Annotated in this window: 18 protein-coding genes and 1 pseudogene; 8 read left to right on the forward strand and 11 right to left on the reverse strand. The window is 72.6% G+C overall.

Translation table 11 applies throughout. The features are described 5' to 3' along the window. Nucleotides 1–42 precede the first annotated feature (42 nt). Nucleotides 43–1,368: a hypothetical protein gene (locus tag I6A60_RS00700; protein WP_203024935.1), complete on the reverse strand. Its 1,326-nt coding sequence runs from the start codon at nt 1,366–1,368 to the stop codon at nt 43–45. 525 nt (nt 1,369–1,893) lie between these two features. Between I6A60_RS00700 and I6A60_RS00705 the strand changes: the two genes are divergently transcribed. Further along, entirely contained in the window at nt 1,894–3,225 is a 1,332-nt protein-coding gene (locus I6A60_RS00705) for a DUF427 domain-containing protein (RefSeq protein ID WP_307838635.1), read from the forward strand. Continuing rightward, nucleotides 3,225–4,106, forward strand: coding sequence for an alpha/beta fold hydrolase (locus I6A60_RS00710; RefSeq protein ID WP_203024936.1), 882 nt, complete (start codon nt 3,225–3,227; stop codon nt 4,104–4,106). The genes I6A60_RS00705 and I6A60_RS00710 overlap by 1 nt, the downstream gene beginning before the upstream one ends. A gap of 144 nt (nt 4,107–4,250) precedes the next feature. Here I6A60_RS00710 and I6A60_RS00715 read toward each other — a convergent pair whose 3' ends face one another. The 8 genes from I6A60_RS00715 to I6A60_RS00750 all read right to left on the reverse strand — a co-directional run bounded on the left by I6A60_RS00715 (nt 4,251) and on the right by I6A60_RS00750 (nt 13,464). Beyond that, the gene (locus I6A60_RS00715) at nt 4,251–5,138 is read right to left on the reverse strand and encodes an alpha/beta fold hydrolase (RefSeq protein WP_203024937.1); all 888 of its coding nucleotides are present in this window, start codon (nt 5,136–5,138) and stop codon (nt 4,251–4,253) included. A 139-nt stretch (nt 5,139–5,277) separates the two neighbouring features. Next, nucleotides 5,278–6,474, reverse strand: a complete 1,197-nt coding sequence (locus tag I6A60_RS00720) for an MSMEG_0565 family glycosyltransferase (protein WP_203055532.1) — start codon at nt 6,472–6,474, stop codon at nt 5,278–5,280. Continuing rightward, the gene (locus I6A60_RS00725) at nt 6,471–8,114 is read right to left on the reverse strand and encodes an FAD-dependent oxidoreductase (protein WP_307838636.1); all 1,644 of its coding nucleotides are present in this window, start codon (nt 8,112–8,114) and stop codon (nt 6,471–6,473) included. Before I6A60_RS00725 ends, I6A60_RS00720 begins: the two co-directional genes overlap by 4 nt. A 62-nt stretch (nt 8,115–8,176) precedes the next feature. After that, entirely contained in the window at nt 8,177–9,082 is a 906-nt protein-coding gene (locus tag I6A60_RS00730; protein WP_203024940.1) for a carbon-nitrogen hydrolase family protein, read from the reverse strand. A 105-nt stretch (nt 9,083–9,187) separates the two neighbouring features. Then, entirely contained in the window at nt 9,188–10,687 is a 1,500-nt protein-coding gene (locus I6A60_RS00735; RefSeq protein ID WP_203024941.1) for an MSMEG_0567/sll0787 family protein, read from the reverse strand. Nucleotides 10,688–10,693: 6 nt separating this feature from the next. Next, the gene (locus I6A60_RS00740) at nt 10,694–11,944 is read right to left on the reverse strand and encodes an MSMEG_0568 family radical SAM protein (RefSeq protein ID WP_203024942.1); all 1,251 of its coding nucleotides are present in this window, start codon (nt 11,942–11,944) and stop codon (nt 10,694–10,696) included. Continuing rightward, the gene (locus I6A60_RS00745) at nt 11,944–12,453 is read right to left on the reverse strand and encodes an MSMEG_0572/Sll0783 family nitrogen starvation response protein (protein WP_013427987.1); all 510 of its coding nucleotides are present in this window, start codon (nt 12,451–12,453) and stop codon (nt 11,944–11,946) included. Before I6A60_RS00745 ends, I6A60_RS00740 begins: the two co-directional genes overlap by 1 nt. A gap of 171 nt (nt 12,454–12,624) precedes the next feature. After that, nucleotides 12,625–13,464, reverse strand: a complete 840-nt coding sequence (locus I6A60_RS00750; RefSeq protein WP_203024943.1) for an amidohydrolase family protein — start codon at nt 13,462–13,464, stop codon at nt 12,625–12,627. A 749-nt stretch (nt 13,465–14,213) separates the two neighbouring features. Between I6A60_RS00750 and I6A60_RS00755 the strand changes: the two genes are divergently transcribed. The 4 genes from I6A60_RS00755 (at nt 14,214) to I6A60_RS00770 (ending at nt 18,956) form a co-directional block, all read left to right on the forward strand. Beyond that, nucleotides 14,214–15,344 carry a DegT/DnrJ/EryC1/StrS aminotransferase family protein gene (locus tag I6A60_RS00755; RefSeq protein WP_203024944.1) on the forward strand — a complete coding sequence of 377 codons (1,131 nt, stop codon included), beginning with the start codon at nt 14,214–14,216 and terminating at the stop codon, nt 15,342–15,344. A gap of 171 nt (nt 15,345–15,515) precedes the next feature. Continuing rightward, complete coding sequence (locus tag I6A60_RS00760) at nt 15,516–16,640, forward strand: NAD(P)-dependent oxidoreductase (RefSeq protein WP_203024945.1); 1,125 nt, start codon at nt 15,516–15,518, stop codon at nt 16,638–16,640. Further along, a complete protein-coding gene (locus I6A60_RS00765) occupies nt 16,640–17,941 on the forward strand; it encodes a glycosyl hydrolase (protein WP_203024946.1) in 1,302 nt (433 codons plus the stop codon). Before I6A60_RS00760 ends, I6A60_RS00765 begins: the two co-directional genes overlap by 1 nt. 34 nt (nt 17,942–17,975) lie before the next feature. Beyond that, on the forward strand, nt 17,976–18,956 hold the full coding sequence (locus I6A60_RS00770; protein WP_203024947.1) for a hypothetical protein: 981 nt from the start codon (nt 17,976–17,978) through the stop codon (nt 18,954–18,956). A gap of 48 nt (nt 18,957–19,004) precedes the next feature. Here the strand turns inward: I6A60_RS00770 and I6A60_RS00775 are convergent, their stop codons facing one another. Next, complete coding sequence (locus I6A60_RS00775) at nt 19,005–19,781, reverse strand: NUDIX domain-containing protein (protein ID WP_203024948.1); 777 nt, start codon at nt 19,779–19,781, stop codon at nt 19,005–19,007. An 86-nt stretch (nt 19,782–19,867) separates the two neighbouring features. On the opposite strand from I6A60_RS00775, the gene I6A60_RS00780 reads away from it, so the two are divergent. Together I6A60_RS00780 and I6A60_RS00785 are read left to right on the forward strand one after the other, a co-directional pair. Continuing rightward, the gene (locus I6A60_RS00780; RefSeq protein WP_203024949.1) at nt 19,868–20,920 is read left to right on the forward strand and encodes an SPFH domain-containing protein; all 1,053 of its coding nucleotides are present in this window, start codon (nt 19,868–19,870) and stop codon (nt 20,918–20,920) included. Continuing rightward, nucleotides 20,917–21,633 (forward strand): annotated as a pseudogene (locus tag I6A60_RS00785) (hypothetical protein); the annotation flags it as partial. The gene I6A60_RS00780 and the pseudogene I6A60_RS00785, both read left to right, overlap by 4 nt. Nucleotides 21,634–21,643: 10 nt before the next feature. Here the strand turns inward: I6A60_RS00785 and clpX are convergent. After that, nucleotides 21,644–22,936, reverse strand: a complete 1,293-nt coding sequence (clpX, locus tag I6A60_RS00790; RefSeq protein ID WP_013423122.1) for an ATP-dependent Clp protease ATP-binding subunit ClpX — start codon at nt 22,934–22,936, stop codon at nt 21,644–21,646. Nucleotides 22,937–22,959 lie beyond the last annotated feature (23 nt).

Raw genomic sequence — 22,959 nt, forward strand, 5'->3', positions numbered from 1 at the left:
GGGCGAAGCCGTCAAGGATGGGTCAAGTTCGTGGCCTGTGGGTCAGGCCGCGAGGCCTGCCTGTCGGAGGAGTCGGTCGAGCGCGGAGTCGTAGGTGTCGGCGGCCTGACGTAGTGCGGGGGGATCATCGGTGCGGGCGAGGTCGTCGAGGCCGGTGGTGATGACCCTGTGGTGGAGGCGGGTCAGGAACATCGCGTGGCGTCGGCCGTGGAGGGTGACCTGGTAGCGATGGCTGCCGGGGATGCGTTCGATGATTCCGTGGAGGCGTAGGCGGCGGAGGTCGTAGCTCATCTGTCCGCTGGTGATGGTGCTCGGGTGGCGGCCGAGCAGTAGCGCGAGGTGCTCGTGCAGGTCTCGGTTGGTGAAACCGTCGGGTAGCAGGCGGAAGACGAGGATCGCGGTCAGGAGCGCGTCGACGCGGGGGTCGGTGAACCGCATCCCGGCGACGCGCCGGCCGGTGGTGGTGATGACCGGATCGGTGATCGCTGTCAGTGCGGTGTGGCCGTTGATCGGGTCGTGGCTGATGGTCTGGACGTCGAGGAGACGCCGGTTGGCCTTGAAGCCGACCTGTCGGAGCGCGGGCAGGTTGATCAGCCGTTTCCCGATGCCGAAGTCACGGGTGTCGTTGATGGTCGTTTCGGTGCGCAGGGCCTGGTTCTCCTTGTGGCACTGCTTGATCGTGGCGTGCTTGTAGTCGACGTGCAGGCTCGGGACGACATTCGCGGTAATCACGCGGGTGCGGAACCGGCCCGGGGTGGGCCGTTTCCCGCCGCGGCGTAATTCCCGGTCGAAGATGAGGCTGACCTGGTCGGGGCGGCCGAGGTCGAGGTTGTCGCGGATGACCTGCTCGAAGAACACCCGCCCGGACAGGGGCCGGTCGAGGGTGTGGGTCAGGAAGAACGGTCCGAAGTCGGCGTCGACGCAGTAGACGTAGAACTGGTTGACCAGACCGGTCGTCTTCACGATCCACGGGTAGGTCTTTCCCTCGCGGTCGCGGCGCTTCTCGGTCCGGAACAGCGGGACCTTCTCCTGCGCACGGCCGATGAACAGCACCCGTTCGTCGCCGGTCAACCGGGCGAGGTGTTCGTGCATCACGTCGTCCTTGCGCTGGCCTCGGGCGAAGTCGACGATCGGGATCTCCCGGTCGGCGGCGAACCGGCGGATCGCGGTGACGAACCGGTCCGTGATCGCCCCGAGCGGGGCAGTCGAGGCAACCCGCATCCCGAGCTGGCGGTTCAGATAACCGACGATCCCCTGGGCGAACTGGAGTTGCGGGATGTAGACGTTCAGGTACATCCGGTCGATGCACTCGACCTCGAAGCGCACATGGTCAGACAGGACATCGGCGACAGTGCGCGGTAGCGTCATCGTCAGTTCCGGTCCGGGACGGTCAGCCCTCGGGCCACCGCCGCCGATCAGCGCGGCACCACAACGGGTTCATCGTCAACCCGTCACACCGCCCGGCCGGAGCCCACGATCACAGCCAGACCACAGACACATGCCTCGTCGGGCTGGGGCGAAGCCCCGTTAGTGCTACAGCCGTCGTCTTGTGATCAGTTGGGTTGGTTGCCTCGTAGGCGGTAGTGGTCGCCCGGTCTTGGCATCGACTTGGTGACGACGCCGCTACCAGGTCCGGTCTCCTAGGCGTGGTTCTGGCAGCATTTACGGAGCGACGCTGATCCAGGAGCAGGGCCTCTGGTCAGGGTTCGCTTCGCGTTGCGAGGCATTGGTATCCCCCCAAGGGGCCTTGTGTCGGGACCAGGTGAGGTGTGTTGGTCGCTCTGCGGGCCGTACAGCCGTACGGGATTGATTACCTTGAGTAGTTTCTCGTGGCGGGCGCGGGGGTGGCGCAGAACGGGCGTGTGGGGGTGGTGGGCACTAGCCTTTCGGGACGTGCTGCCAGTGACGAACGACGCGGGACCGGACTCGGCGCAGGCGATTGAACACGTTCCGTGTCGATATCGGGCGCGCGCCTGGTGGGATGGACGGCTGGTCGCCGAGTCGACGGCCGCCGTCCGGGTGAGCGAGCCCGGACGGTCGCCCGAGCTGTACTTCCCGACGGCAGACGTCCGGTTCGAGCTGGTCGGAGCGGCGGGCGGCCAGGCCGTCTGCCCGGTCAAGGGCACGGCCCGGCTGTGGACGCTCGACGGGAAGTCGCCGGCGCCGCGGCCCGAATGGCAGGACCCGGAGCAGGCCGGCGGCGACGGGCTGGTCGACGGCCAGGCTGCGGTGTGGAGCTTCACCGAACCGGCGCCCGGCCTGGACTGGCTCGCGGATCTGGTCGCCTTCGACCATGACAGGGTGCGCGTCGAGATCGTCGACCTCGTCGCGGGTGAGGACCCCCGCGAGGCGTCAGTGAAGCAGTTCCCGAACTGGGGCGACGCCGCCGACCTCATCGACATGATGGACCTGCGGATCGTCGGCGAGCGCCGCCAGGTGAGCGCCATCCGGCCGTTCGCGGCCCGGTCGGTCGTCGAGGCGAGCCAGATCCTCGGCCAGGCGATCGTCGCCGCGATGCGGCACACCGGTGGCCGTCGCGTCGTGTCGGCGCAGCTGGTGATGTACCGGGTCGCCGACACCAGGATTCCCCTTGAGTTCGACCTCGAGGACCTCAGCTCCGGCCGGACGTTCAGCGCGGTGCTGGTGCATGTCAGCCAGGAGGGCAGGCGCCGGGCCAGCGTCAACATGCTGCTCGACGTCACTGCGGCCGACGTCTTCCGGTACGAGGAGCCGACCCCGCCGGTCGCAGGACCGTACGACGCGGTTCCCTATGACATGTCGGTCACCGGCCGTGATCTGCGCGTCGTGGACGCGGCGTACAACAACGACTCGAACGCGCCGGTCGGCCCACCGACCCTCGACGCCTGGGTGAAGTTCCGCGAGGTACCGGCCGACCCGGCCCTGCACGCCGGCCTGCTCGCCCAGTTCACCGGACACATGTCGCTCGCCGCCGCGATGCGCCCGCACGCCGGCTTCGGCCAGGACCAGGCCCACCGCACCCTGTCGATGGGCATCAGCGCGATCGGGATAGCGCTGCACGCCGACATCCGGGCCGACCAGTGGATGCGCTACCACCACCACTCGACGTTCGTCGGCGACGGGATGGCGCACGCGGAAAACCGGGTCTACACCGAGGCGGGCGTCCTGGTCGCGTCGTTCACCGTTGATGCGACCCTGCGGGGCCTTGAGGCCAAGTTCCATCACAGCGACAAGACCGCCATCTGATGGCGTTCGCGACCGTCGACGGCCTGCGGGTCGCCTACGAGCTGGTCGGCGCCGAGAACGACGGGCCCTTGTGGGTGATCACGACGGGTGGGCGGTTCACCAAGGAAACCCCCGGGGTGGCCGATCTGGCCGCGGCGCTGGCCGGCGACGGCGACCGGGCCCTCGTCTGGGACAAGCCCAACTCGGGCGCGTCCGACGTGTGCTTCGCCGGGGCGAGTGAGCCCGAGCTGCATGCCGACACGCTCGCCGGGCTGCTGACCCACCTCGACCTCGGGCCCGCGGTGCTGACCGGCGCGACCGTCGGCACCCGCGTCTCGCTGCTGACCGCGGCCCGGCACCCCGCGGTGGCCGCGGGCCTGGCGCTCTGGTGGATCAGCGGTGGCCCGCTGGGCCTCATGCTCCTGGGAAACGTCTACTACACCGCCAGCCTCACGGCGGCCTGGACGCGGGACCTGGCCGCCGTCGCCGACCTGCCCGAGTGGGCTGGGACGATCGCGGCCAACCCCGGCAACCGTCAGCGGATCCTCGACACGGACCGGGCCGAGTTCCTGGAGACCCTGCAGCGCTGGATGACGGCCTACGCCCCCAGGCCGGACGAACGGGTGCCCGGCCTCACCGACGCCGAAGCCCGCGCGGTCACCGTGCCGGCGCTGATCTTCCGCGGTGGGGCCAGCGACCCGTTCCACCCGAGGGCGACCTCCGAGGCCGTCGCCGACGTACTCCCGAACGCCCGGCTGGTCGAGCCACCGTGGGGCGACCGCGAGTACCTGGAACGCCAGGCCGAGGCCGCGACCGCCGGCAGCGCCTTCACCCGCTGGCCCCTCCTGGTCCCAACCCTGCGCAAATGGGCCCAGGAGGCGCTCAGCCAAGAGCACCCCTGACGACGCAACCCAGCCAAGAACCCGACCCAGATTCCGCTCGTCCCCGGATCTCCGGGCGCCAGGAAATCAAACGTTGGGAGGGCGCTCAGCGCCCGAGGCAGAGCGTCCCGCGGGCGCTCAGCGCCCGTTCGGGACGATCGCCCCTTAGTCCGTGCGCTCCTGCGGGGAGGAGTGTTCCCAGTCGGCGAGGATCGTGCGGATGCCGGTGACCAGCAGGAGCGGCTGGTCGAGCATGACGTGGTGGCCGGCGAGCGGGATCTCGATCACCGGGGCGACCCGGCCGAGCAGGTTGTACATCTGGTCGCCGATGTCCGAGGTGACCAGCCCGTTCTCGGCCCGGAACAGCGCGACGCGGCAGTGAACCTTGTGCAGCGCCTCGGGCGCCGGGGTCCGGTTGCCGAACACGTTCGGGTCGAACTTCCAGGTCCAGCCGCCCTCGACCGAGCCGATCGAGCCGCGCGCGATGTGCTCGATCACGTAGGGCAGGGTGTGCGTCTGCTGCGGGACCGTGCGGAACCGGGCGAGCGCGTCGGCGGCGGTCGTGTACACCCGCAGCGGCCCGAACGCCGTCCGGTCGCGCGCCGCGGCCTCCTCCGGCGTGAACTCGGTGACGGGCGAGTCGATGAGCACGATGCCGGCGACGCGGTCCGGGTGCTCCGCGGCGGTGGTGATCGTCACCCAGCCGCCCATGCTGTGCCCGATGACAATCGGCGGTGAGCTGATGCCCGCGTCGTCGATCACGCCGATGACCTCGGCCGCCCACATGGACAGCGTGTAGTCGTCGCGGCGGTCGCTGTCGCCGTGGCCGGAGAGGTCCAGCGCGACGACCCGGTACTCGTCCGGGATCAGCGGGGCGATGTGGTCCCACCAGCCGGCGTGCGCGGCACCACCGTGCACGAGCACGATCGCCGGCAGCTCGGGTGGTCCGCCCCAGCATCGGTAGGTGATCCGCGCGCCCGCGACCTCGACCTCGAAGTGCTCGGGCCGGTCGTCCAACGCGTGGTCGTACCAGGGCGGCGCTTCCTCGTTCATCTCCCGCTATCCGCCTCTTCGGCTTGTCGACTGCCCGCGCGCTGCTAGGTCTGCTGGAAGGCCCGGGTGGGACCGAACCATCCTGCCTGGTGAGCCTAACGCCGCCAAGGCATGGTCAACACCTTCGTGGGCAGTCGCCTCAGGGACGTGCGGGAGAGGCCGCCGGCCGCCGGTCCGCGAGTAGGCCGCGGTAGAGATCGGCATGGGCGGCCGCGGCCGCGTCCCAGCTGTGCCGGGCGGCGAGCGTGAGGCCGGCCGCGCGACGGGCCGGATCCGGGGCCGCGAGGGACGCGGCGAGCCCCGCGGCGAGCTCCGCCGGCCCGTCGGCGAAGCGGACGGCACCGGCGAAGACCTCCCGCAGCACCGGCAGGTCGCTGGCCACCACCGGCACGCCGGCCGCCAGCGCCTCCAGCGCGGCCAGGCCGAAGCCCTCCTTGACGGACGGGAACGCGAACACGGCGGCCGCCGCGACCAGTGACGGGAGCTCCGCGTGGTCCACCGGGCCGAGCAGCACCGGCCCGACGCCCAGCTCGGCGGCCCGGGCCAGCACCCGGGCGCGGTAGTCCCGGTAGTCGAACAGCGTCTCGCCGCCCGCGACGACCAGCGGCGGCACCGGCTCACCGGCCGGGAGGCGGCCACGCAGCAGGGACATCGCCTCGACGAGGTCCGCGGTGCCCTTGCGCGGTTCGATCCCGCCGACCGCCAACACGTATCGGCCGAGCCGCCCGCGCCACCGGGCCCGGGGCGCGGCCCCCGCGGGGCCCGCCGCCGCGGCGCACCGGGGCGCCGCGCCGCCGTTGGGGGTCACGCGTGGCGCGCTGCCCCCGCCGGCCGCGCGCGCCGCCGCCCCCCCCGCCGCCACGCAGACGTGCGCGTACGGCCGGCGCAGCGCCCGTTCGTGACAGGCGACCAGTTCCGGTGTGGTGAACGCGTCGAGGTGGTGAACGGTCCGTATGCAGTCCGGCGCCGCGTTCGCGCTGATGCAGTCCTGCGCGTGGACGACGTCATACCCGCCGGCCGCATCGTCACCGCCGGCCGCGGGGTGATGGCCACGGAAGGCGGCGCCGAGGACCTCGATCGAGCGCAGCACCCGGTCTCCGACGGACTCGCCTGCCCGGTCCGGGAACGGCACGGCGCGGACCGTCACCCCGGCTTCGACCGGCCGGAAGAAACCGCCGTCACCGCCGCGGGCGAGAGTCCACACGTCGACCCGGTGGCCGGCGCGGGCAAGCGCCTCGGCCAGGCAGAGCGTGGCGACCACCCCGCCGCGCGCCTTCGTCGAGTACGTCAGCAACGCGATCCGCAGCGGGCCGTCGCCGGGGGCGGTCCAGCTCACGGTGACCGGTCTGGCGCCTGGCTGCCGCCCGCGCGGACGAGCGCGGCCTCTGCCGTCGCGACGAGGTCGGCGTGGCTGGGCCCGGGCGCCGGCGTGGGGCGCCAGCCGGAGGCCTGGACGGCGCGGACCCGGGCGACGATCCCCGGGTCGGCGAGCACGTCCGAGGGCTGGGCCAGCAGGTTCTGCAGCCGGGTGAACGCGTGCCAGACGACCGGGTCGCGGGTCGCGGCGAGGAAGGCCTCCCCGTTCGTCACCGCCTGCTGGCCCGCGCCGCCCGGACCGACCTCGTCCGTGCCGGCACGGTCCGTACTGGCATCGTCCGGGCGGCGAGGAGCAGGGGCGACGGCGGTGGACGGGCGCCAGCGGGCGAGGCGCGCGGCGTCCTGGGCAAGGGAGTCGTGATACCAGGGCAGTGCCTCGGCCCGCATGGTGGCGTCGAGGCGAAGCGCGCGCTCGGCCGGGTCGGGCGTGCCGGTGACGACGTCCGTCAGCCACCCGGCGGTGAGCGCGGCGAGCGTGGTGCCCCGGGTATGGGCCGGATTGGTGATCATCGCGGCGTCGCCGATGGGCAGCAGGCCCAGCACCGCCGGCTGGCCGTCGGCGACCCAGGGGTGGAACCGGTTGTGCAGCCCGGCCATCGCGGCGACCGCGCCCAACGGTTCGACGGCCGGTTCCCTGGGGTCGCCGTCCCTGGGGTCGCCGTCCCTGGAGTCGCGGTCCCTGGGGTCGAGGGCCGGCTTCACGTCCAGCCAGGGCGCGACCGGGCCGATCGCCCGGACCGCCGCGTCGAACGCGGCGCCGTGCCGCAGCACCCGCAGCTCCGCGTCCTCGGGCAGCACGCCGAAGGTCACCGAGAAGACGTCGTTGTCGGCCGGAAAGACCAGGCAGGAGTAACGGTCGAAGGACGCGCCCGCGGTGTGGCCGCGGTTGAGCTCGGTGGCGAGCGAGCGGTCGCCACCCCGGGCGTAGAACCGTGAGTAGTAGGTGATACCGCACGGCGCCTCTAGCCCGGCCGGCAGCAGCGCGCCGGTCGCCGCGAGCAGGTCCCGCAGCGGCGAGCGCCGCCCGCCCGCGTCGACGACCAGGTCGGCCGCGACGCTGGTCCCGTCGGCGAGGCGCACGCCGCGTACCCAGGGCACCCCGCCGGCGGAGGCCGGGGTGGTCACCAGGCCGGTGACCCGGCACCCGTCCTGGATCGTGACCCCCGGCTCGGCCAGCGCCGCGGTGCGCAGCACGTCGTCGAGCAGGGCGCGCCGGGCACCGAGCACCACCAGCTCGTCCGTGTCCGCCGACAGCAGCGGGGCGCCGGTGCCCGGCCCGGTCGGGGCGGTCACCAGTGAGCGGCGGATCTCGGCGGGAGCGGTCTGCGCGAGCGAGATCTCGCGCGCGCCCGCGGCCAGCAGCCTGGCCAGCAGGTCCGGCGCCCGCTGCGTGAGCAGCGCGCGGAAGCGGGCCAGGTAGGCGTGTGAATGGCGCGCCTGTGGCACCCCCGGCCGGGGCTCGTCCGCTCCGGGCGGCGTGGCGGGGTCCCGGTCGAGGACCAGGACCTGGCGGCCGGCGCGGGCGAGGAACACCGCGGCCAGCAGACCGGCGGCGCCGGCGCCGACGATCACGACGCGTTCGGTGGCCGCGAAGGTCATGGCGGACATCGTCTCCCTGCGGGCATTGGGTCAGCCGGTAAGCGGGTCAGCCGGTAAGCGGGTCAGCCGGTGCGGGCCGGCGGGACGAGCCGGGGCGGCTGGCGCAGCAGCGGCTCGCCGGCCAGCAGGCACTGGGTGTCGTAGGCATCGGGGCGCCGGTCGCGCAGGTGGTTCAGGCCGCGCCGGGCGACGAACAGCGCCTCGTCGACGTCGAGCTGGGCGACGGCCAGCCCTGGCTCCTCGCCGGTCGCGGCGAGCTCCGTGCCGTCGGCGTGCAGGATCTTCGAGTTGCCGACGAACGTCAGCGTCCCGAACCGGCCGACCTGGTTCGCCGACACGAAGACCACCTGGTTCTCCAACGCGCGGGCCACATCGAAGGTGTCGAATCGGAAGCGCCAGCGATCGCCGGCCGGCGTGTCGGCCGGCTTGGTGCGCGCCATCGGCCAAGCTGACAGGCAGACGATGATCTCGGCCCCGTCGAGAGCCAGGCCGCGAGCCGCCTCGGGGAAGACCTTGTCGTAACAGATCATCATGCCGATCCGCCCGAGCGGCGTGTCGAACGCGTGGAATCCGGTGCCCGCGTCGTACGAAGAACCCTCGGACAGCGGCAGGTGCACCTTGCGGTAACGCCCGAGCACCTCGCCGCCGCCGACGCAGACGGCGCTGTTGTAGCGGCGCGCTCCGGCCCGTTCCGAGTAGCCGATGCAGACGGTCATGTCACCGGCCAGCTCGACCAGGTGGGCGATCTGCGGCCCGTCGGCCGCGAGCAACGGCGCCGGCTCGCCGACGCCGGGGTCGTCGGTCGAGCCGAGCTCCGGCAGGTAGCCGCCGAGCGCAGCCTCCGGCAGCGCGAGCAGCTGGACGCCCCGCGTTCGGGCCTTCTCGATGTAACGGGCTACCTGTTCGAAGCACGTGGCCAGGTCCCGCCCGAACGAATCGGACACCACCCCGATGGTCATGACGCTCATCCGCAGGTCCCCTGCCCCCCACCGCTGTCTGCAGCCGACCACAAGCGGTCGAAGGTCGGCTGTCTCGTTCCCAAACCCGGGTCCCGTCCGGGCTCTGGCTCTGGATCATGCGGGCCCCATCCCGGTGACGTGGCCACCGAGAACGGGGGTCCGCAGGCCGTCCGGCCACAGCAACGAGACGCCGGAGCCGGGCACCAGCCGCCCGCAGCAGGCCGAGACGGCCTGCGACATCGCGGGCATCGGCCGCTCCAGGACGTCCGCCGTGACCATGGCGAAGCCGGGAAAGCAGGTCAGCCAGTCGCCGGCCGGTACCCCGGCCGGCCGGGGCACCCGCGCCACGTCGAGCTCGGCCGAGCAGCCACTGGCCTCGGCGAGCATGCCGAGGGTGCCGACGATCCCGGCCATGCTGACGTCCTTGGCGGCGACCGGCCGGTGGCGGACGGTGAGCGAGAGCATGCCGCGCAGCTCGGCGGTCCGCCGGGTCGAGGTCGAGTCCCACTGCCGGCCGGTGTAGCCGGGGCGCCAGCCGCCGGCCAGGTCGGCGGTGACGGTGATGACGTGCCCCGGCAGGCCGGCGCCGGCCCGGATCGGCTCCTCCGCCCGTCCGACAGCGGTGACGGCGAGCGACGACGCCACTCCGAGCTGGCTGTGCCCGCCGAGGATCGGCACCGCGAACGCGTCGGACGCCGCCCGCAGCCCGGCCAGCACCCGGCTGACCCGGGACTCCGTCGGCCCGGCGACCGCGTCGAGCAGCCCGAGCGGCTGGGCGCCCATCGCGGCCAGGTCGTTCAGGTTGACCAGCACCCCGCACCAGCCGGCCCAGAACGGGTCCCGGTCGACCATCGCTGGCAGGATGGCGTCGCAGGCGGCCACCATGTCGGTTCCCGGCACCGGGGCGCCGTCGTCGCCGACGAAGCCGGTACCGCCCGGACGCAGCCCGCCGAGCAGCGCACCCAGCGGTGCCTTGGTGATCGCGGCGAGCATGGCCACCCGGTGGATCGGCCAGCGCATCAGCGCGTGCGGGGCGCTGTTGACCGTCGTCGGCCCGACCGTCATCCAGCCGAGCCGGCCGAAGAACCGTTCCCGGCTCTGCTGGACGGTCGCGTCGAACCGCAGCGCGCCGGCCGCCTCCGCGTGCGCGCACGCGGCCCGGACCAGCGCGCCGCCGACGCCGGCATAGCGCTGGCGGGCGGCGGCCCGGACGGCGAGCCGTCCACCCTGCCACCAGCCGATGTCGGGGCCCGGCCAGGCCGTCGTCGGGCCGAGCCGGACGCCGCCGATCACCTGGCCGTCCTGGGGCCCGCCGAGCGCCCGGGCGACCAGCACCGTCGTGCGCGGATCCTCGTCGGTCTCGTCCAGGTCGCCGGTCGGCCCGTCGGCGAACAAGCCCTGTTCGTCGACGAACACCGCCCGGCGCAGGCGGTGGTAGGCGGCGATGGTGGTGGCGTCGTACGCCCGCTCGATCCGGTAGGGCGGGCGGCGGCGCAGCGTTCCGGGATCACCCCAGACGGCGAGCGTGTCCACCGGCCCCGGCCGCCCGGCCAGGCCGACCGGGGAGATCGGGGCGGCCGGGATCAGGTCACCGGCGAGCAGCGCGCCCACCATCGGTCCTCAGCCCCCCGCCTCGGGCAGCGCCGAGCACGCACCGCAGGCGGCGCAGCCCGCGGTCTGGTCGGCCCCGCGCATCCCGGCGGCCCGCAGGGCGGCCGCGACGCGGCGGGTCACGTCCGCCACGACCGCCTGGTCCGGTGCCGTGGCGCCGTCGCGGGCGGCGAGGGTGCCGGCGATCGGGCGGAACGGGACCACGAACGGGTAGACGCCCAGGCCGATGAGCCGTTCGGCACCGGCGACGAGCTCGTCCGGGTCCTCACCGAGACCGATGAGCAGGTAGGTGGAGACCCGGTTGCGGCCGAAGACGCGGACCGCCTCCGTCCACGCTGCCTCGTAGGCGGCCAGCGGGACGGTCGCCTTTCCGGGCATCCAGCGGGCGCGGACGGCGTCGTCGAGGGACTCGACGTGGATCCCGATCGCGCTCGCTCCGGCCTGGCGTAGCTCCCGGATCGCCGCGAGGTCCGCCGGCGGCTCGCACTGGACCTGGATCGGCAGGCCCGGAACCGCCGCGAGCACGGCTCGGACCGCCTCGACCAGCAGCCGGGCGCCGCGGTCGGGCGCGGCGGTGCTGCCGGTCGTCATCACCAGCTGCCGCACGCCGTCGAGGCGTACCGCGGCCTCGGCGACCTCGGCCAGCTGGGCCGGGGTCTTCAGCGCGGTGGTGGCCCCGGCGCGCAGCGACTCCTCGATCGCGCAGAACCGGCAGCGGTCCGCCTCCTGGTAGCGGACGCAGGTCTGCAGCACGGTGGTCGCCAGTACGTCGGCGCCGTGCAGCCGGGCCAGTTGTTCGTAGCGGATGCCGTCGGCCGTCGTGAGGTCGTAGAACCGGGGCCGGCGGACCGGCTCGACGGGGATGCCGAGGTCGGTGCCCTCGAACAGCAGCCGGTCGCCGCTGACCTCGTACCGGCTGGTCGCCACGATCGGCAGCGCGACGCCGCGGCCGCCGAGCACGACGTGCCCGTCGTCGCTCGGACCGGCTCCGGCCCGCCGGCTCACCGGGGCGGTGAGCCGCACGCCGTGGACCGCGAGGCCGACCCTGGTCTCCAGGCTCGCCGGCCGGGGGGCCGAGGCCCGTGAGCCGGTGTCGAGGTCGGCCGTCGCGGTGAGGGCCGCGCTGGCCTTGTCGGTCGTGAGGTCGGTCGTGAGGTCGGGGGGACGGGCCTGGCCGGCCGTCGCGGAGCGGGGGGTCGCGGCCGTGGGGCCGCCGCCTGCGTTGACGCTCGCCGCGGAGGGGGTGGGCGGCAGCGTCATCAGAACATGTAGGTCGAGTTGATGACGGCGCCCTTGCGGGCGTAGTGGATCACGCAGTCCTGGATGTCCAGCGGATGCGCCGGGATGACGCCCTCGATCAGGTCTTCCTCGCGCAGCCCGTGCAGGGACAGGCCGAACCGGCAGACGTAGACCTTCCCGCCCTCCTTGATGAAGGTCTCCAGCTGGTTGTTGATGTTGTGCTCGCCGGCGAACGCGGAGTCGCCGGTGTGCGGGAAGCCCCGGGTCGCCATCGCGTTCATCGCGCCCGGCCCGTAGAAGTAGATGACCGACTCGAAGCCCTTCCGCAGGGCACGGGTCGCCTGCAGGATCGCCACGAAGCTCACCGACGACTCGTGCGCGATGCCGTGGATGAGGGTCAGGTAGCTCTCGCCGTTCTCGGCCTGGTAGTCAGGAAAGATCTTGGTTGAGCCGTACAGGTTGCTGCCGGGTGGCAGTGACGGGTGCGGGACCTCGGCGATGCTCTGCTGCTCCAGCTCGGTCAGCTCCATCGGGGGGCGACTTCCCTTCTACTCATCGGCCTGGGTAGTTCTGATCCTTCTGGCACGGTTCAACTGTGAAGTGGAGATCGCCCACCGGTCTGTGATCCCGCTGTGGGCCTGATGGTCGGCCGGTCGGCCCTCGGCCGGTGATCGTCGGTTGGAGCCTCGGGGGCGGGCTTGTCAGGGCGAGTGGCAGCCGTAGAGGGTGTCGAAGTTGTCGGTGAAGACGTGCCGGGCCAGCTCCCCGTCGCCGACGGCCGCCGCGAGCCGGGCGAGCTCCCCCGGGTGGTCGCCCCAGGGCTCGTCGCTGGCGAACAGCAGCCGGTCGTGGCCGAGGCCGCGCCGTTCGATCTCGGTGGCCAGCCAGCGGGGCGCGAAGCCGACCGCCCAGCTGGTGTCGGTGTAGACCCGCTTGCCGGCGGCGATCCAGTCGAAGAACCGGCCGCCGATCAGCTTGATGTGCCCGCTGACGCCGCCACCCAGGTGCACGAGGTGAATACGCACGTCGTCGGCGTACCGGTCGACGAGGTGCCCGACGACGTCGATGTCGGAGGCGGCGCCCGGCGAGGTGTGGACGTGCACCACCAGGTCGCGCGCCGCCGCTGTGGCGAAGATCGCGTCCAGCTGGGGTGCGCAGTCGGCGGCGTCGGCGCGGCCGCCGAGCAGGAAGCTCAGCTTCAGCGCCGCGACGCCCCGTTCGTCGGCGAGCCGGAGCGCCTGCTCGGTGAGCGCCGCGTCCGCGGGCCGTGGCGACACCCACAGGCCGGCCCGGATCCGGTCGTCGGCCTGGGCCGCCTCGACGCACAGCTCGTTGAAGCCGAAGGTGACCGCGACGTCTGGGACGCCGTAGTTCGGGATGACCAGCGCCCTGGCGGTGCCTTCCCGGTCCAGGTCGGCGCGCAGCTCGGCGAGGGTGCCACGGGCCGAGACATCCGGCGTCACCGGCGGCCCGCCGTAGAAGGCGAAGGCGGGAAGTACTCCGAGATGTCGGTGCGCGTCGCGCACCTCTCGCAGCGGCACACCTCACAGTGAAGCAGACAATCGTTTCCGTGAGGCAGCTGAGCGAACACAGTTACCAGATGGTGACCCGAAGGTGCCATCGACGATCTGTTCGGGCGCGTCTAGCTGCTGGAATTCCAGATGTGGGTTGGCGAGAGCGGAACTCGTGTTGCGGAAAGTTGTCGCACCAATTCGGAGCGTAGAAGTAGTACGTCCGCCTAGAGGTAAAAGTAGAGACTTTGGTCCCATCCACCTGGACGTTCGGGGGACGTAGTGTGAAGCCACGCCCCGATGGACCGGATCTCCTGCGTTCCCCCCGTACGTCAGGAGTAAATGGACTGTCGGGGCGTCCACATTTTTGCGGACTTTTGTTCGCTTCTGCGCATTCTCGAACTTCTACGCGCTATTGCCGCCGGTTAAGTCAGATCGGCCGGACCGCCCCTCGCTCTCGCCTTTCCTGGCGGCGGTTCTTTTTGTTCTCGTGAGGCCGTTTTCGGCCGAGGTGTCGGGAAAGGGCCGGAGCAAGCCAAACGGTCCGGCAAAGTCGGGGCTTCTGGATCTCGCGCGACGGATACGACGGGCCGCAGTGGCCGAGAGCGGTTAACGTCTGCTGACGGTGCCGGTGCCGAACGGGGGCGGATCGCGGATCCTCCGGGCGATGCCGCGCCGTCGGCGATCCGGGCGGTCGGCGGTCCGGGGGCCTAGGAACCTGGCCGGCCGCGAGCACCCGAAATCGGTGCGAGGCGCGATCGGGGAGACAGGGGGAACTGGTGCAGGTGCCAGCGGCGAGAATCGTCTTCTCCGAGGCGGACCGTGCCGAGATCGCGGCGGCGACGGCCGAAATCCTGGCCACCGGTCAGCTCACCCTCGGCCCGTACACCCGTGAGTTCGAGGACGCCTTCGCGCGGACGCACGCCGCTCCGTTCGCGATCGCGGTGAACAGCGGGACGGCCGCCCTGGAGATCATCCTGCGGGCCGTGGACGTGGCGGGGGCCGACGTCGTGCTGCCGACGAACACCTTCGCGGCGACCGCGTTCGCCGTGCAGCGCGCCGGTGGGCGGCCGGTGTTCGCGGACGTCGACCCGGACACCTTCGCGCTGTCGGCAGAGACCGTCGCCGAGGTGCTGACCGAGCGGACGAAGGCCGTCGTCGTCGTCCACGTCGGCGGGCTCATCCCGGCCGGAATCGGCACGCTCCAGGCGCTGTGCGGCGAGCGTGGGCTGGCCCTCGTCGAGGACGCCGCGCACGCGCACGGCTCCCAGCGCGCCGGCCAGTACGCCGGCCAGTTCGGCGTCGCCGCCGCCTTCTCGTTCTACCCGACGAAGGTCATCACCAGCGGTGAGGGTGGCATGATCGTCACCTCCGACGATCGGATCCGGGATGAGGCGCTTCTTTACCGGGACCAGGGGAAAGCGGGTTTCCTGGGCAACGTCCACATTCGCCAGGGTTACGCGTGGCGGATGAGTGAGATCCATGCCGTCACCGGGCTCGTACATCTGCGCCGACTGCCGGAATTTCTCGGGGTCCGGGCTCGGATTGCCGCCCGCTACGACGCGGCGATCGACGCGAACCCCGGCCTGGACCGGCCGCGGACACCACGCGCCGACGTGAACAACTACTACAAGTACATAGTGCTGCCGAGTTCCGGTGTGGACCGGACATCTCTGCGCAAGGAGCTCAAGGAAAAGCATGGAGTGGGTCTTGCCGGCGAGGTCTACGAGGCCCCGCTGCACCAGCAGCCGGTCTTCGAGAACCTCGCCGCGGGGGCGCTTCCCGTCGCCGAGGACGTCTGCGCCCGGCATATCTGCCTGCCCATCCATTCGGATATGACGGACGCCGAGGCCGACCACGTTCTCACCGGCCTCTCCGGGGCGCTGAGAGCGCAGTTGCTGACCGGCTGAGGAAACTCCAGGCTTTGTCCTCGCCGACCGGCGGCTCGACGCGTGACGCACGTCCTCGGCCGTCGCGAGCGGGACTTCTCCCGTCTCCCCGCGCAGATCCGCGAGCCGTCGCCGTCGCGGTCGTTCTCGTCCGGCCGTCCCGGCGGAGGTTCCCCCGTTTGGAGCACTGACATGCGAGTTGCTGTTACTGGCGGTTCCGGCTTCATCGGCGCGCACGTGGTCGACCGGCTGCTCGACGCGGGCCACGAGGTACGTGCGCTGGACCTGGCCGTGAACGGCGCCGACACGCGGGCCGACCACCGGGTCGTCGACGTCCTCGACCTCGAGGCCGTGGCCGGCGCGTTCGACGGCTGCGACGCGGTCTTCCACATCGCCGGCATGTCGAACGTCGACCTGGCCTTCGCCGACCCGGTCGGCACCGTGCGGCTCAACGTCGAGGGCACCGGCAACGTCTGCGAGGCCGCCCGCCGGACCGGGGTGCGCCGGGTGCTGTTCGCCAGCACGGTCTGGGTCTACGGCGCCGTGCCCGACGCCGACGGGAGGCCCGAGGTCGGCGCGGCGGGCGGCGAGGGCCTGACCGAGGACTCCGTCATCGAGCTCGGCCGGGCCGGCCATGTCTACACGTCGACCAAGCTGGCGGCCGAGCTGCTGCTGCACAGCTACCGGGAGACCTACGGCCTGCCGTTCACGATCCTGCGCTACGGGATCCCGTACGGTCCCGGGATGCGCGACGAGCTGGTGCTGGCCCGCTTCGTCGCCCGCGCGGTCGCTGGCGAGCCGCTCACGGTCGCCGGCGACGGGCAACAGTTCCGTCGGTACGTCTACGTCCGTGACCTGGCCGACGCGCACGTCCGCGCGTTGACCGCGCCCGCGGCGGAGAACGAGACGATCGCGCTGGAAGGCGCCGAGCGGATCAGCGTCCTCGACATGGCTGAGGCCGTTCGGGCCCACTTCCCGGGCGTCGAGATCGAGCACGTACCGGCCAGGCCCGGCGACTACCGTGGCCGCGAGGTGTCCGCCGAGCGGGCCGCCAGGCTGCTCGACTGGCGGCCGACGACGACCTTCCACGACGGGGTGCGCCAGTACGTCGACTGGTACCGCGCCAACCGGGCCGACGATAAGACGGACAAGCAGGCGGAACAGGCGGGCGTCAAAGGGTCGCCGGCCGGACGGCCGCGCAGGCCGGCCGCGCCCAGCGACGACGCGACCGCCCGCAAGCCCAGCCGGCAGGACGGCGCGCCGGCCACGCCGTCGGCACGCCGCGCCGGCCTGGCGGCCAGCCCGGTGGAGCGGTGATGGCCGCCGAGTCCGCCTGGCCCGCCCGTGGCGCCCGGATCGGGGACCCGGCTCAGGTCCCGACCGTCCCGTTCCGGCCCGAGGACGTGCCGACCCTGCCTGACCCGGGATCCGGTCCCGGGCGGGCGGGCCAGGCCCGGTCGGCCGGTGGCCCGTACCCCGGGGTGCGCGGGTTCGACGTCCCGTTCGCGCGCCCGCGCCCGAGCGGCGGCGCCCTGCTACTGACGGGCTCGCTCGGCATGGGGCACCACGTGATGGCCCAGGCCTGCGCCGCCTCGCTGGAGGCCCGCCAGATGCGGGTCCGCACGCTGGACAGCCTGCGGATGCTCGGCGGGCCGGGCGGGCGGCTCGGCGAGGCGGTGTTCCGCGGGATGCTGGAGGTCCCCGGCCTCTACGACGCGTTTCACTTCAACCAGTTGCGGACCGGCGGCCGGGTCGCGACCGCGATCGACGCCCTGTCCAGCCGCTTCCTGGTGCCGCGGATGCGCGACGAGCTGACGCGGGAGCCGGTGAGCGTCGTCATCTCCGTCTTCGCCACCGGCGCGGCCGCCGCCAGCCGGGTCAAGGCCGACTTCCCCGGCCTGGTCACGGTGGTGTTCTGCACGGACGTCTGCCCGCATCGGCTTTGGGTGCACCAGAACACGGACCTCTACCTGGTCACCTCGCCGACGGCGATGCGCTACGTCCGTCGGTTCCACCCGCGCGCCGAGATCGCCGTCGTCCCGACGCCGGTGCGGGCCCCGTTCTACGAGGCGCCGACGCAGCGGGACGCCCGGCTCGCCTTCGGCATCCCGCTGGAGGCGCGCTGCGTGCTGCTGATGTCCGGCGCCTGGGGCCTCGGCCCGCTCGTCGCGGCGGCCGAGGCGATGGCGGCGGCCGGCGTCTGGGTCTTCGCCGTCGCCGGGCACAACGCCAAGCTGGCCCGCCGGCTCGCGGCGCTGGCCGAGCGGGAGCACCGGGTGATCCCGTTTGGCTTCACCGACCGGATTCCCCAGCTCATGGCGGCCGCCGACCTGGTCGTGACCTCGTCAGGCGACACCTGCAGCGAGGCGCGGGTCGTCGGGCGCGACCTGCTGCTGCTGGACGTCGTGCCGGGCCACGGCCGGGACAACCTGCAGGGGGAGCTGGAGAAGGGCGGCGCGGAGATCGCCGGCCGCGACCCGCGTGCCCTCACCCGCTCGGTGCTGGCCGCGCTCGACGGGGTGCGGCCGCCGACCACACGGGTAACCCGCGGGCCCCGGGAGTGGGAAGACGCCTTTGGCAAAGCGTTGGCCGTCGTCGGCCTGACCCCTGGTCGGTGATCGACGCTTCTCGCGGGCTCGGTGGGGGAGGTCGGTGAGCGCGGCAATCGGGTACGGGCTGCCGGCGACGATCGGTTCGGCGGCGTTGTACGGGGTCGCGCCGTTGGTGCAGGCGAGGGCGGCTCGTCGCGAACAGGCCGGCCGCGGGCTCGGGCTCGGCCTGCTCGCGCGGCTCGTCCGTCGGCCGCTGTGGCTGGTCGGCCTCGCGGTGGAGACGGCCGCCTTCCTGCTGGAGGTGTACGCGTTGTCGGTCGCGCCGGTGGCGCTGGTCGGCCCGGTGATGGCACTCGACATGATCGTGTTCACCCTGCTGGCCGGTCGCGCGCTGCGTGAACACCTCAGCCATGCCGGGGCGGTGGCGATCTGCCTGATGGTCGCGGGAGTCGCGCTCCTTGCCTACGCGTTCGCGCGGCACGGCGGTGTCGGATCGATGGCCAGCACGAGGGTTCTGCTGCTGTTCCTGTCCATCGGGCTGGTGTTCGCGCTGCTGGCCGCGCTCGGCGCGAACCACGCCGCCCTCGGCGGACGGGTGACGACCGCGGCGTTCGGGTTCGGTGTCGCGGCCGGGGTCGCCTACGCGATCGCGACGCTCGCGACCCGCCAGTTCGGACTGGCCCTCGACGAGCGCCGCTCCAGCGGGGAACTCATCGCCTCCTACGCGTTGGATCTGCTGAGCGGGCCGGCCTTCTACCTGCTGATCGTGTTCTCCGTGCTGGCGATCGGCCTGGAGCAGCGCGGCCTGCAGGGGCAGGCCGCAGTGATCGCCTTCCCGGTGACCAGCGGCATCTCCGCCTTCCTGCCGGTGGTGCTGGGCCTGACGCTGTTCGACGAGCCAGTCCCGACCGGCCCGCACCTCGTCGCCTTCGTCGCCGCGCTGGTGCTCATCGCGGCCGGGATCGCGGGCCTCGCGCGGGACAGGGTGGCCGCCGTGGCCGAGAGCGACGGACAATCGGCCGGTATGCCGCGTCCTGGGGGCACCCGTCGCGCAGATGGCACGCCGGCCACCAAAGCGTGACCGGCCGTGTGCTTACTGTTATCAATGGTTCAGGCCGGCCGCCCGGGTTCACCCCCCGATCGCCCGGGCGCCCGGCCGTCCACCCGTTGCCCCGACTGTCTGCCGCCCCCGCTGTCGATGCGGTGTCGGGCGCAGCATCGCCGGATGCAGCAGCGGCGCGGCGCCGAGGCGGAACAGTTCGGCGGGCCGGCCGCCGTCCACCCGGCTGGTCTGGCCGGTGGGGACGAGAAACCCGGCCGACGACGTCACCTTGCGGTGAAAGTTGCGCGGGTCCAGGCGGGTGTCCCAGACCAGCTCGTAGACCCGGCGCAGCTGGGCGACGGTGAACTCCGGCGGGCAGAACGCGGTGGCCACCGGGCTGTATTCGATCTTGGAGCGGGCCCGCTCCACCCCGTCCCGCAGGATCTCCAGATGGTCGAACGCCAGCGCGTCCGGCTGGCTGCCGCCCGCGAGCAGCGGGCTGACCGGGGCCCAGTGGCTGGCGGCCGCGTCCGTGCCGGCAACCGGGTTGGGCAGGTCGGGCGCGAGCGCCAGGAACGCCACCGACACCACCCGGCCGCGCGGGTCGCGGCCCGGGTCGGCGTAGGTCGCGAGCTGCTCCAGGTGGCCGGGCTGCTGGTGGACCCCGGTCTCCTCGGCGAGCTCCCGGGTCGCGGCGTCCCGCAGCTGCTCGTCCGGGCCGACGAATCCTCCGGGCAGGGCCAGCCGGCCGGCGAACGGCGGGTACGCGCGCCGGACGAGCAGGGTGCACAGCTCGTCGTCCCGCAGCGTCAGCACGACGAGGTCGACGGCCATCAGCACCGGTGCCGGGGGCTGCACTGTCATGGAACCGACCCTACCGCTCCATCTCGTCACCTTGACGATAACGGACAAACCCGGTTATCGTCGCCATGACGAAAAGGGGTGGCCACATGGCCGACATCAGCCGGCGACCGTTGCTGAACCACCTGCGGGGCACGCCGACCACCTATGTGCGCTTCGTGCGCGGCGGTGCCGTGCGCCGGGAGGGCGTCGGCCAGTCGTTCTGGTACCGGCCGCGCACCGCTGTCCTGTCGGAGGTCCCGGTCGACGACCGGGAGCTGCCGCTGCTGTTCCACGCCCGCACCGCCGACTTTCAGGACGTCGCCGTCCAGGCGACGATCACCTATCGGGTCGCCGACCCGGGCCTGGCCGCCACCCGGTTGCCGTTCGACATCGACCCCGACCGCGGCGGCTGGCGAACCGGTGTGCTGGAGCAGGTCGCCGGCATGATCACCGAGACCGCCCAGCAGTACGCGGCCGAGCTGATCGCCCGTGAGCCGCTGACCTGGGCGCTGGTCGACGGCGTCGGCGCGGTGCGCGAGCGGGTCGGTGCCGGGCTCGTCGGGGATCCGCGGCTGGCCCAGACCGGGCTCGCCGTCGTCGGCGTGCGCGTGGTCGCGATCCGGCCCGAGCCGGAGCTGGAGAAGGCGCTGCGCACCCCGACCCGGGAGCAGGTCCAGACCGACGCCGACCGCGCGACCTTCACCCGCCGCGCCCTGGCCGTCGAACAGGAACGCCGGATCGCCGAGAACGAGCTGCAGAACCAGATCGAGCTGGCCAAGCGGGAGGAGCAGCTCGTCATCCAGCGCGGCGCGAACGACCAGCGGCGGATGACCGAGGAGACCGCCGTCGCGCGGATCAGCGCCGACGCGGAGGGTGAGCGCAAGCGGCTGACGGCGACCCTCGACGCGGAACGGGTGCGCACCGATGCCGCCGCGCGGGCGGACGCGCTGCGCGTCGTCGGCGCCGCCGAGGGCGCGGCCGAGGCCGCCAGGGTCGAGGCGCTGCGCGGCCTGGACCAGGCGACGCTGGTCGTGCTGGCGGTCCGGGAGCTCGCCGCGAACCTTCCGGAGATCGGCGCGCTGACCATCACCCCGGACCTGCTGACCCAGGCGATCGGCAAGCTCGCCGGCGCGACCGGGCCGGGCGGCGGCGCCGCGTGAGCACGCTGCCGCCGCGGGTGGTGGTCGTCCATCGCCGGTCCGAGTACGACGAGCTGCTCGACCGGCACGGCACCGCGGGCCAGGCCGCGTTCTTCCTCGCCGGCCGCGGCCGGGACCTCGCCGACGTCGTGAGCCGGCACGAGGCGCAGCTCGCCGCTCGGCGGGCCGTCGCGGCGGCGGCCCCGCCGGCCTGGCGGCGCGGCGAGGTCGAACGGGCCGACCTGGACCGTTTCCTGTTCGGCCCGGAGGACATCGTCGTCTGCGTCGGCCAGGACGGGCTGGTCGCCAACGTCGCGAAGTACGTCGAGCATCAGCCGGTCGTCGGGATCAACCCGGAACCGGGCCGCAACCCGGGGGTGCTGGTCCGCCACGAACCGGGGCAGGCGGGGAGCCTGCTCGCGGCCGCGGCCCGGCTGCTCCCGCCCGGCGCCGGGCCGGCCGGGCCACCTCCGTTGACCATGGTCGAGGCGGTGGCGGACGACGGGCAGCGGCTCGTCGCGCTCAACGAGATCTTCGTCGGCGACGTCAGCCACCAGACGGCCCGGTACCTGCTGACGGTTCCGGCCGACGGCCCGACCGTCCCGCCGGGCCGCGGCCAGGCACCGACGGCCGAGCGGCAGGCGTCGTCCGGGGTGCTGGTCGGCACCGGGACCGGCGCCACCGGCTGGTGCGGGGGGCCGGGGGGGGGGGGGGGGGGGGCGCCGCCGCCCCCCCCCCGACGCCCTACGCAGACTTCTCCTGGCGGGTGTTTCGCTTGGCCGCGCTGATGTCGCGGGGCACCAGGGTGGGGTTGACGTGCTCCAGGACGACCTCGCGGGTGACGACGACGCGGGCGACGTCCTTGCGGCTCGGGATGTCGTACATGACCGACATCAGCACCTCCTCCATGATCGCCCGCAGGCCACGGGCGCCGGTGCCGCGCAGGATCGCCTGGTCGGCGATCGCCTCGAGGGCGTCGGAGGTGAAGTCGAGGTCCACGTTGTCCAGCTCGAACAACCGCTTGTACTGCCGGACCAGCGCGTTCTTCGGCTCGGTCAGGATGCGGATCAGCGCCTCCCGGTCGAGGTTCTGCACGCTGGTGAGGACCGGGAGGCGGCCGATGAACTCCGGGATCATCCCGTACTTGAGGAGGTCCTCCGGCATGACGTCGCCGAACACGTCGGCCGCGTCCGGGTCGTCCTTGCCGTGCAGCACCGCGCGGAAGCCGAGCGACTTCTTGCCGATCCGCGACTCGATGATCCGGTCGAGCCCGGCGAACGCGCCGCCCACGATGAACAGCACGTTCGTGGTGTCGATCTGGATGAACTCCTGGTGCGGGTGCTTGCGGCCGCCCTGCGGCGGGACGCTCGCGGTGGTGCCCTCCAGGATCTTCAGCAGCGCCTGCTGCACACCTTCGCCGGAGACGTCCCTGGTGATGCTGGGGTTCTCCGACTTCCGGGCGATCTTGTCGACCTCGTCGATGTAGATGATCCCGGTTTCGGCCTTCTTGACGTCGTAGTCGGCCGCCTGGATCAGCTTGAGCAGGATGTTCTCGACGTCCTCGCCGACGTAGCCGGCCTCGGTGAGCGCCGTCGCGTCGGCGATCGCGAACGGGACGTTGAGCATCCGGGCCAGCGTCTGGGCGAGCAGGGTCTTGCCGCAGCCGGTCGGCCCGAGCAGCAGGATGTTGCTCTTCGCCAGCTCGACGTCGGCCTTGGCGCTGTCGCTCGGGGCCGAGCCGCCCGCCTGGATCCGCTTGTAATGGTTGTAAACCGCGACCGACAGGGTCTTCTTCGCGGTCTCCTGGCCCACCACGTAGCCGTCCAGGAACTCGTAGATCTCCCGGGGCTTGGGCAGCTCGTCCCATTTGAGCTCGGAGCTCTCGGAGAGCTCCTCCTCGATGATCTCGTTGCAGAGATCGATGCACTCGTCGCAGATGTAGACGCCGGGACCGGCGATGAGCTTTTTCACCTGCTTCTGCGACTTCCCGCAGAACGAACACTTCAGCAGGTCGCCGCCATCACCGATGCGTGCCACCGAGGACTCAGTCCCTTCGTCCA

The sequence above is a fragment of the Frankia sp. AgB1.9 genome (genome assembly GCF_016786355.1).
In the GTDB taxonomy this organism is placed as follows: domain Bacteria; phylum Actinomycetota; class Actinomycetes; order Frankiales; family Frankiaceae; genus Pseudofrankia.

Excerpts from the sequence above, each read along its gene's own strand:
- I6A60_RS00715 (WP_203024937.1), bottom strand. The coding sequence starts at position 5,138 with ATGAACGAGGAAGCGCCGCCCTGGTACGACCACGCGTTGGACGACCGG.
- I6A60_RS00765 (WP_203024946.1), top strand. The coding sequence starts at position 16,640 with ATGGCCGCCGAGTCCGCCTGGCCCGCCCGTGGCGCCCGGATCGGGGAC.
- I6A60_RS00760 (WP_203024945.1), top strand. The coding sequence starts at position 15,516 with ATGCGAGTTGCTGTTACTGGCGGTTCCGGCTTCATCGGCGCGCACGTG.
- I6A60_RS00710 (WP_203024936.1), top strand. The coding sequence starts at position 3,225 with ATGGCGTTCGCGACCGTCGACGGCCTGCGGGTCGCCTACGAGCTGGTC.
- I6A60_RS00735 (WP_203024941.1), bottom strand. The coding sequence starts at position 10,687 with ATGGTGGGCGCGCTGCTCGCCGGTGACCTGATCCCGGCCGCCCCGATC.
- I6A60_RS00775 (WP_203024948.1), bottom strand. The coding sequence starts at position 19,781 with ATGACAGTGCAGCCCCCGGCACCGGTGCTGATGGCCGTCGACCTCGTC.
- I6A60_RS00745 (WP_013427987.1), bottom strand. The coding sequence starts at position 12,453 with ATGGAGCTGACCGAGCTGGAGCAGCAGAGCATCGCCGAGGTCCCGCAC.
- I6A60_RS00730 (WP_203024940.1), bottom strand. The coding sequence starts at position 9,082 with ATGAGCGTCATGACCATCGGGGTGGTGTCCGATTCGTTCGGGCGGGAC.
- I6A60_RS00780 (WP_203024949.1), top strand. The coding sequence starts at position 19,868 with ATGGCCGACATCAGCCGGCGACCGTTGCTGAACCACCTGCGGGGCACG.
- I6A60_RS00740 (WP_203024942.1), bottom strand. The coding sequence starts at position 11,944 with ATGACGCTGCCGCCCACCCCCTCCGCGGCGAGCGTCAACGCAGGCGGC.
- I6A60_RS00700 (WP_203024935.1), bottom strand. The coding sequence starts at position 1,368 with ATGACGCTACCGCGCACTGTCGCCGATGTCCTGTCTGACCATGTGCGC.
- I6A60_RS00725 (WP_307838636.1), bottom strand. The coding sequence starts at position 8,114 with ATGACCTTCGCGGCCACCGAACGCGTCGTGATCGTCGGCGCCGGCGCC.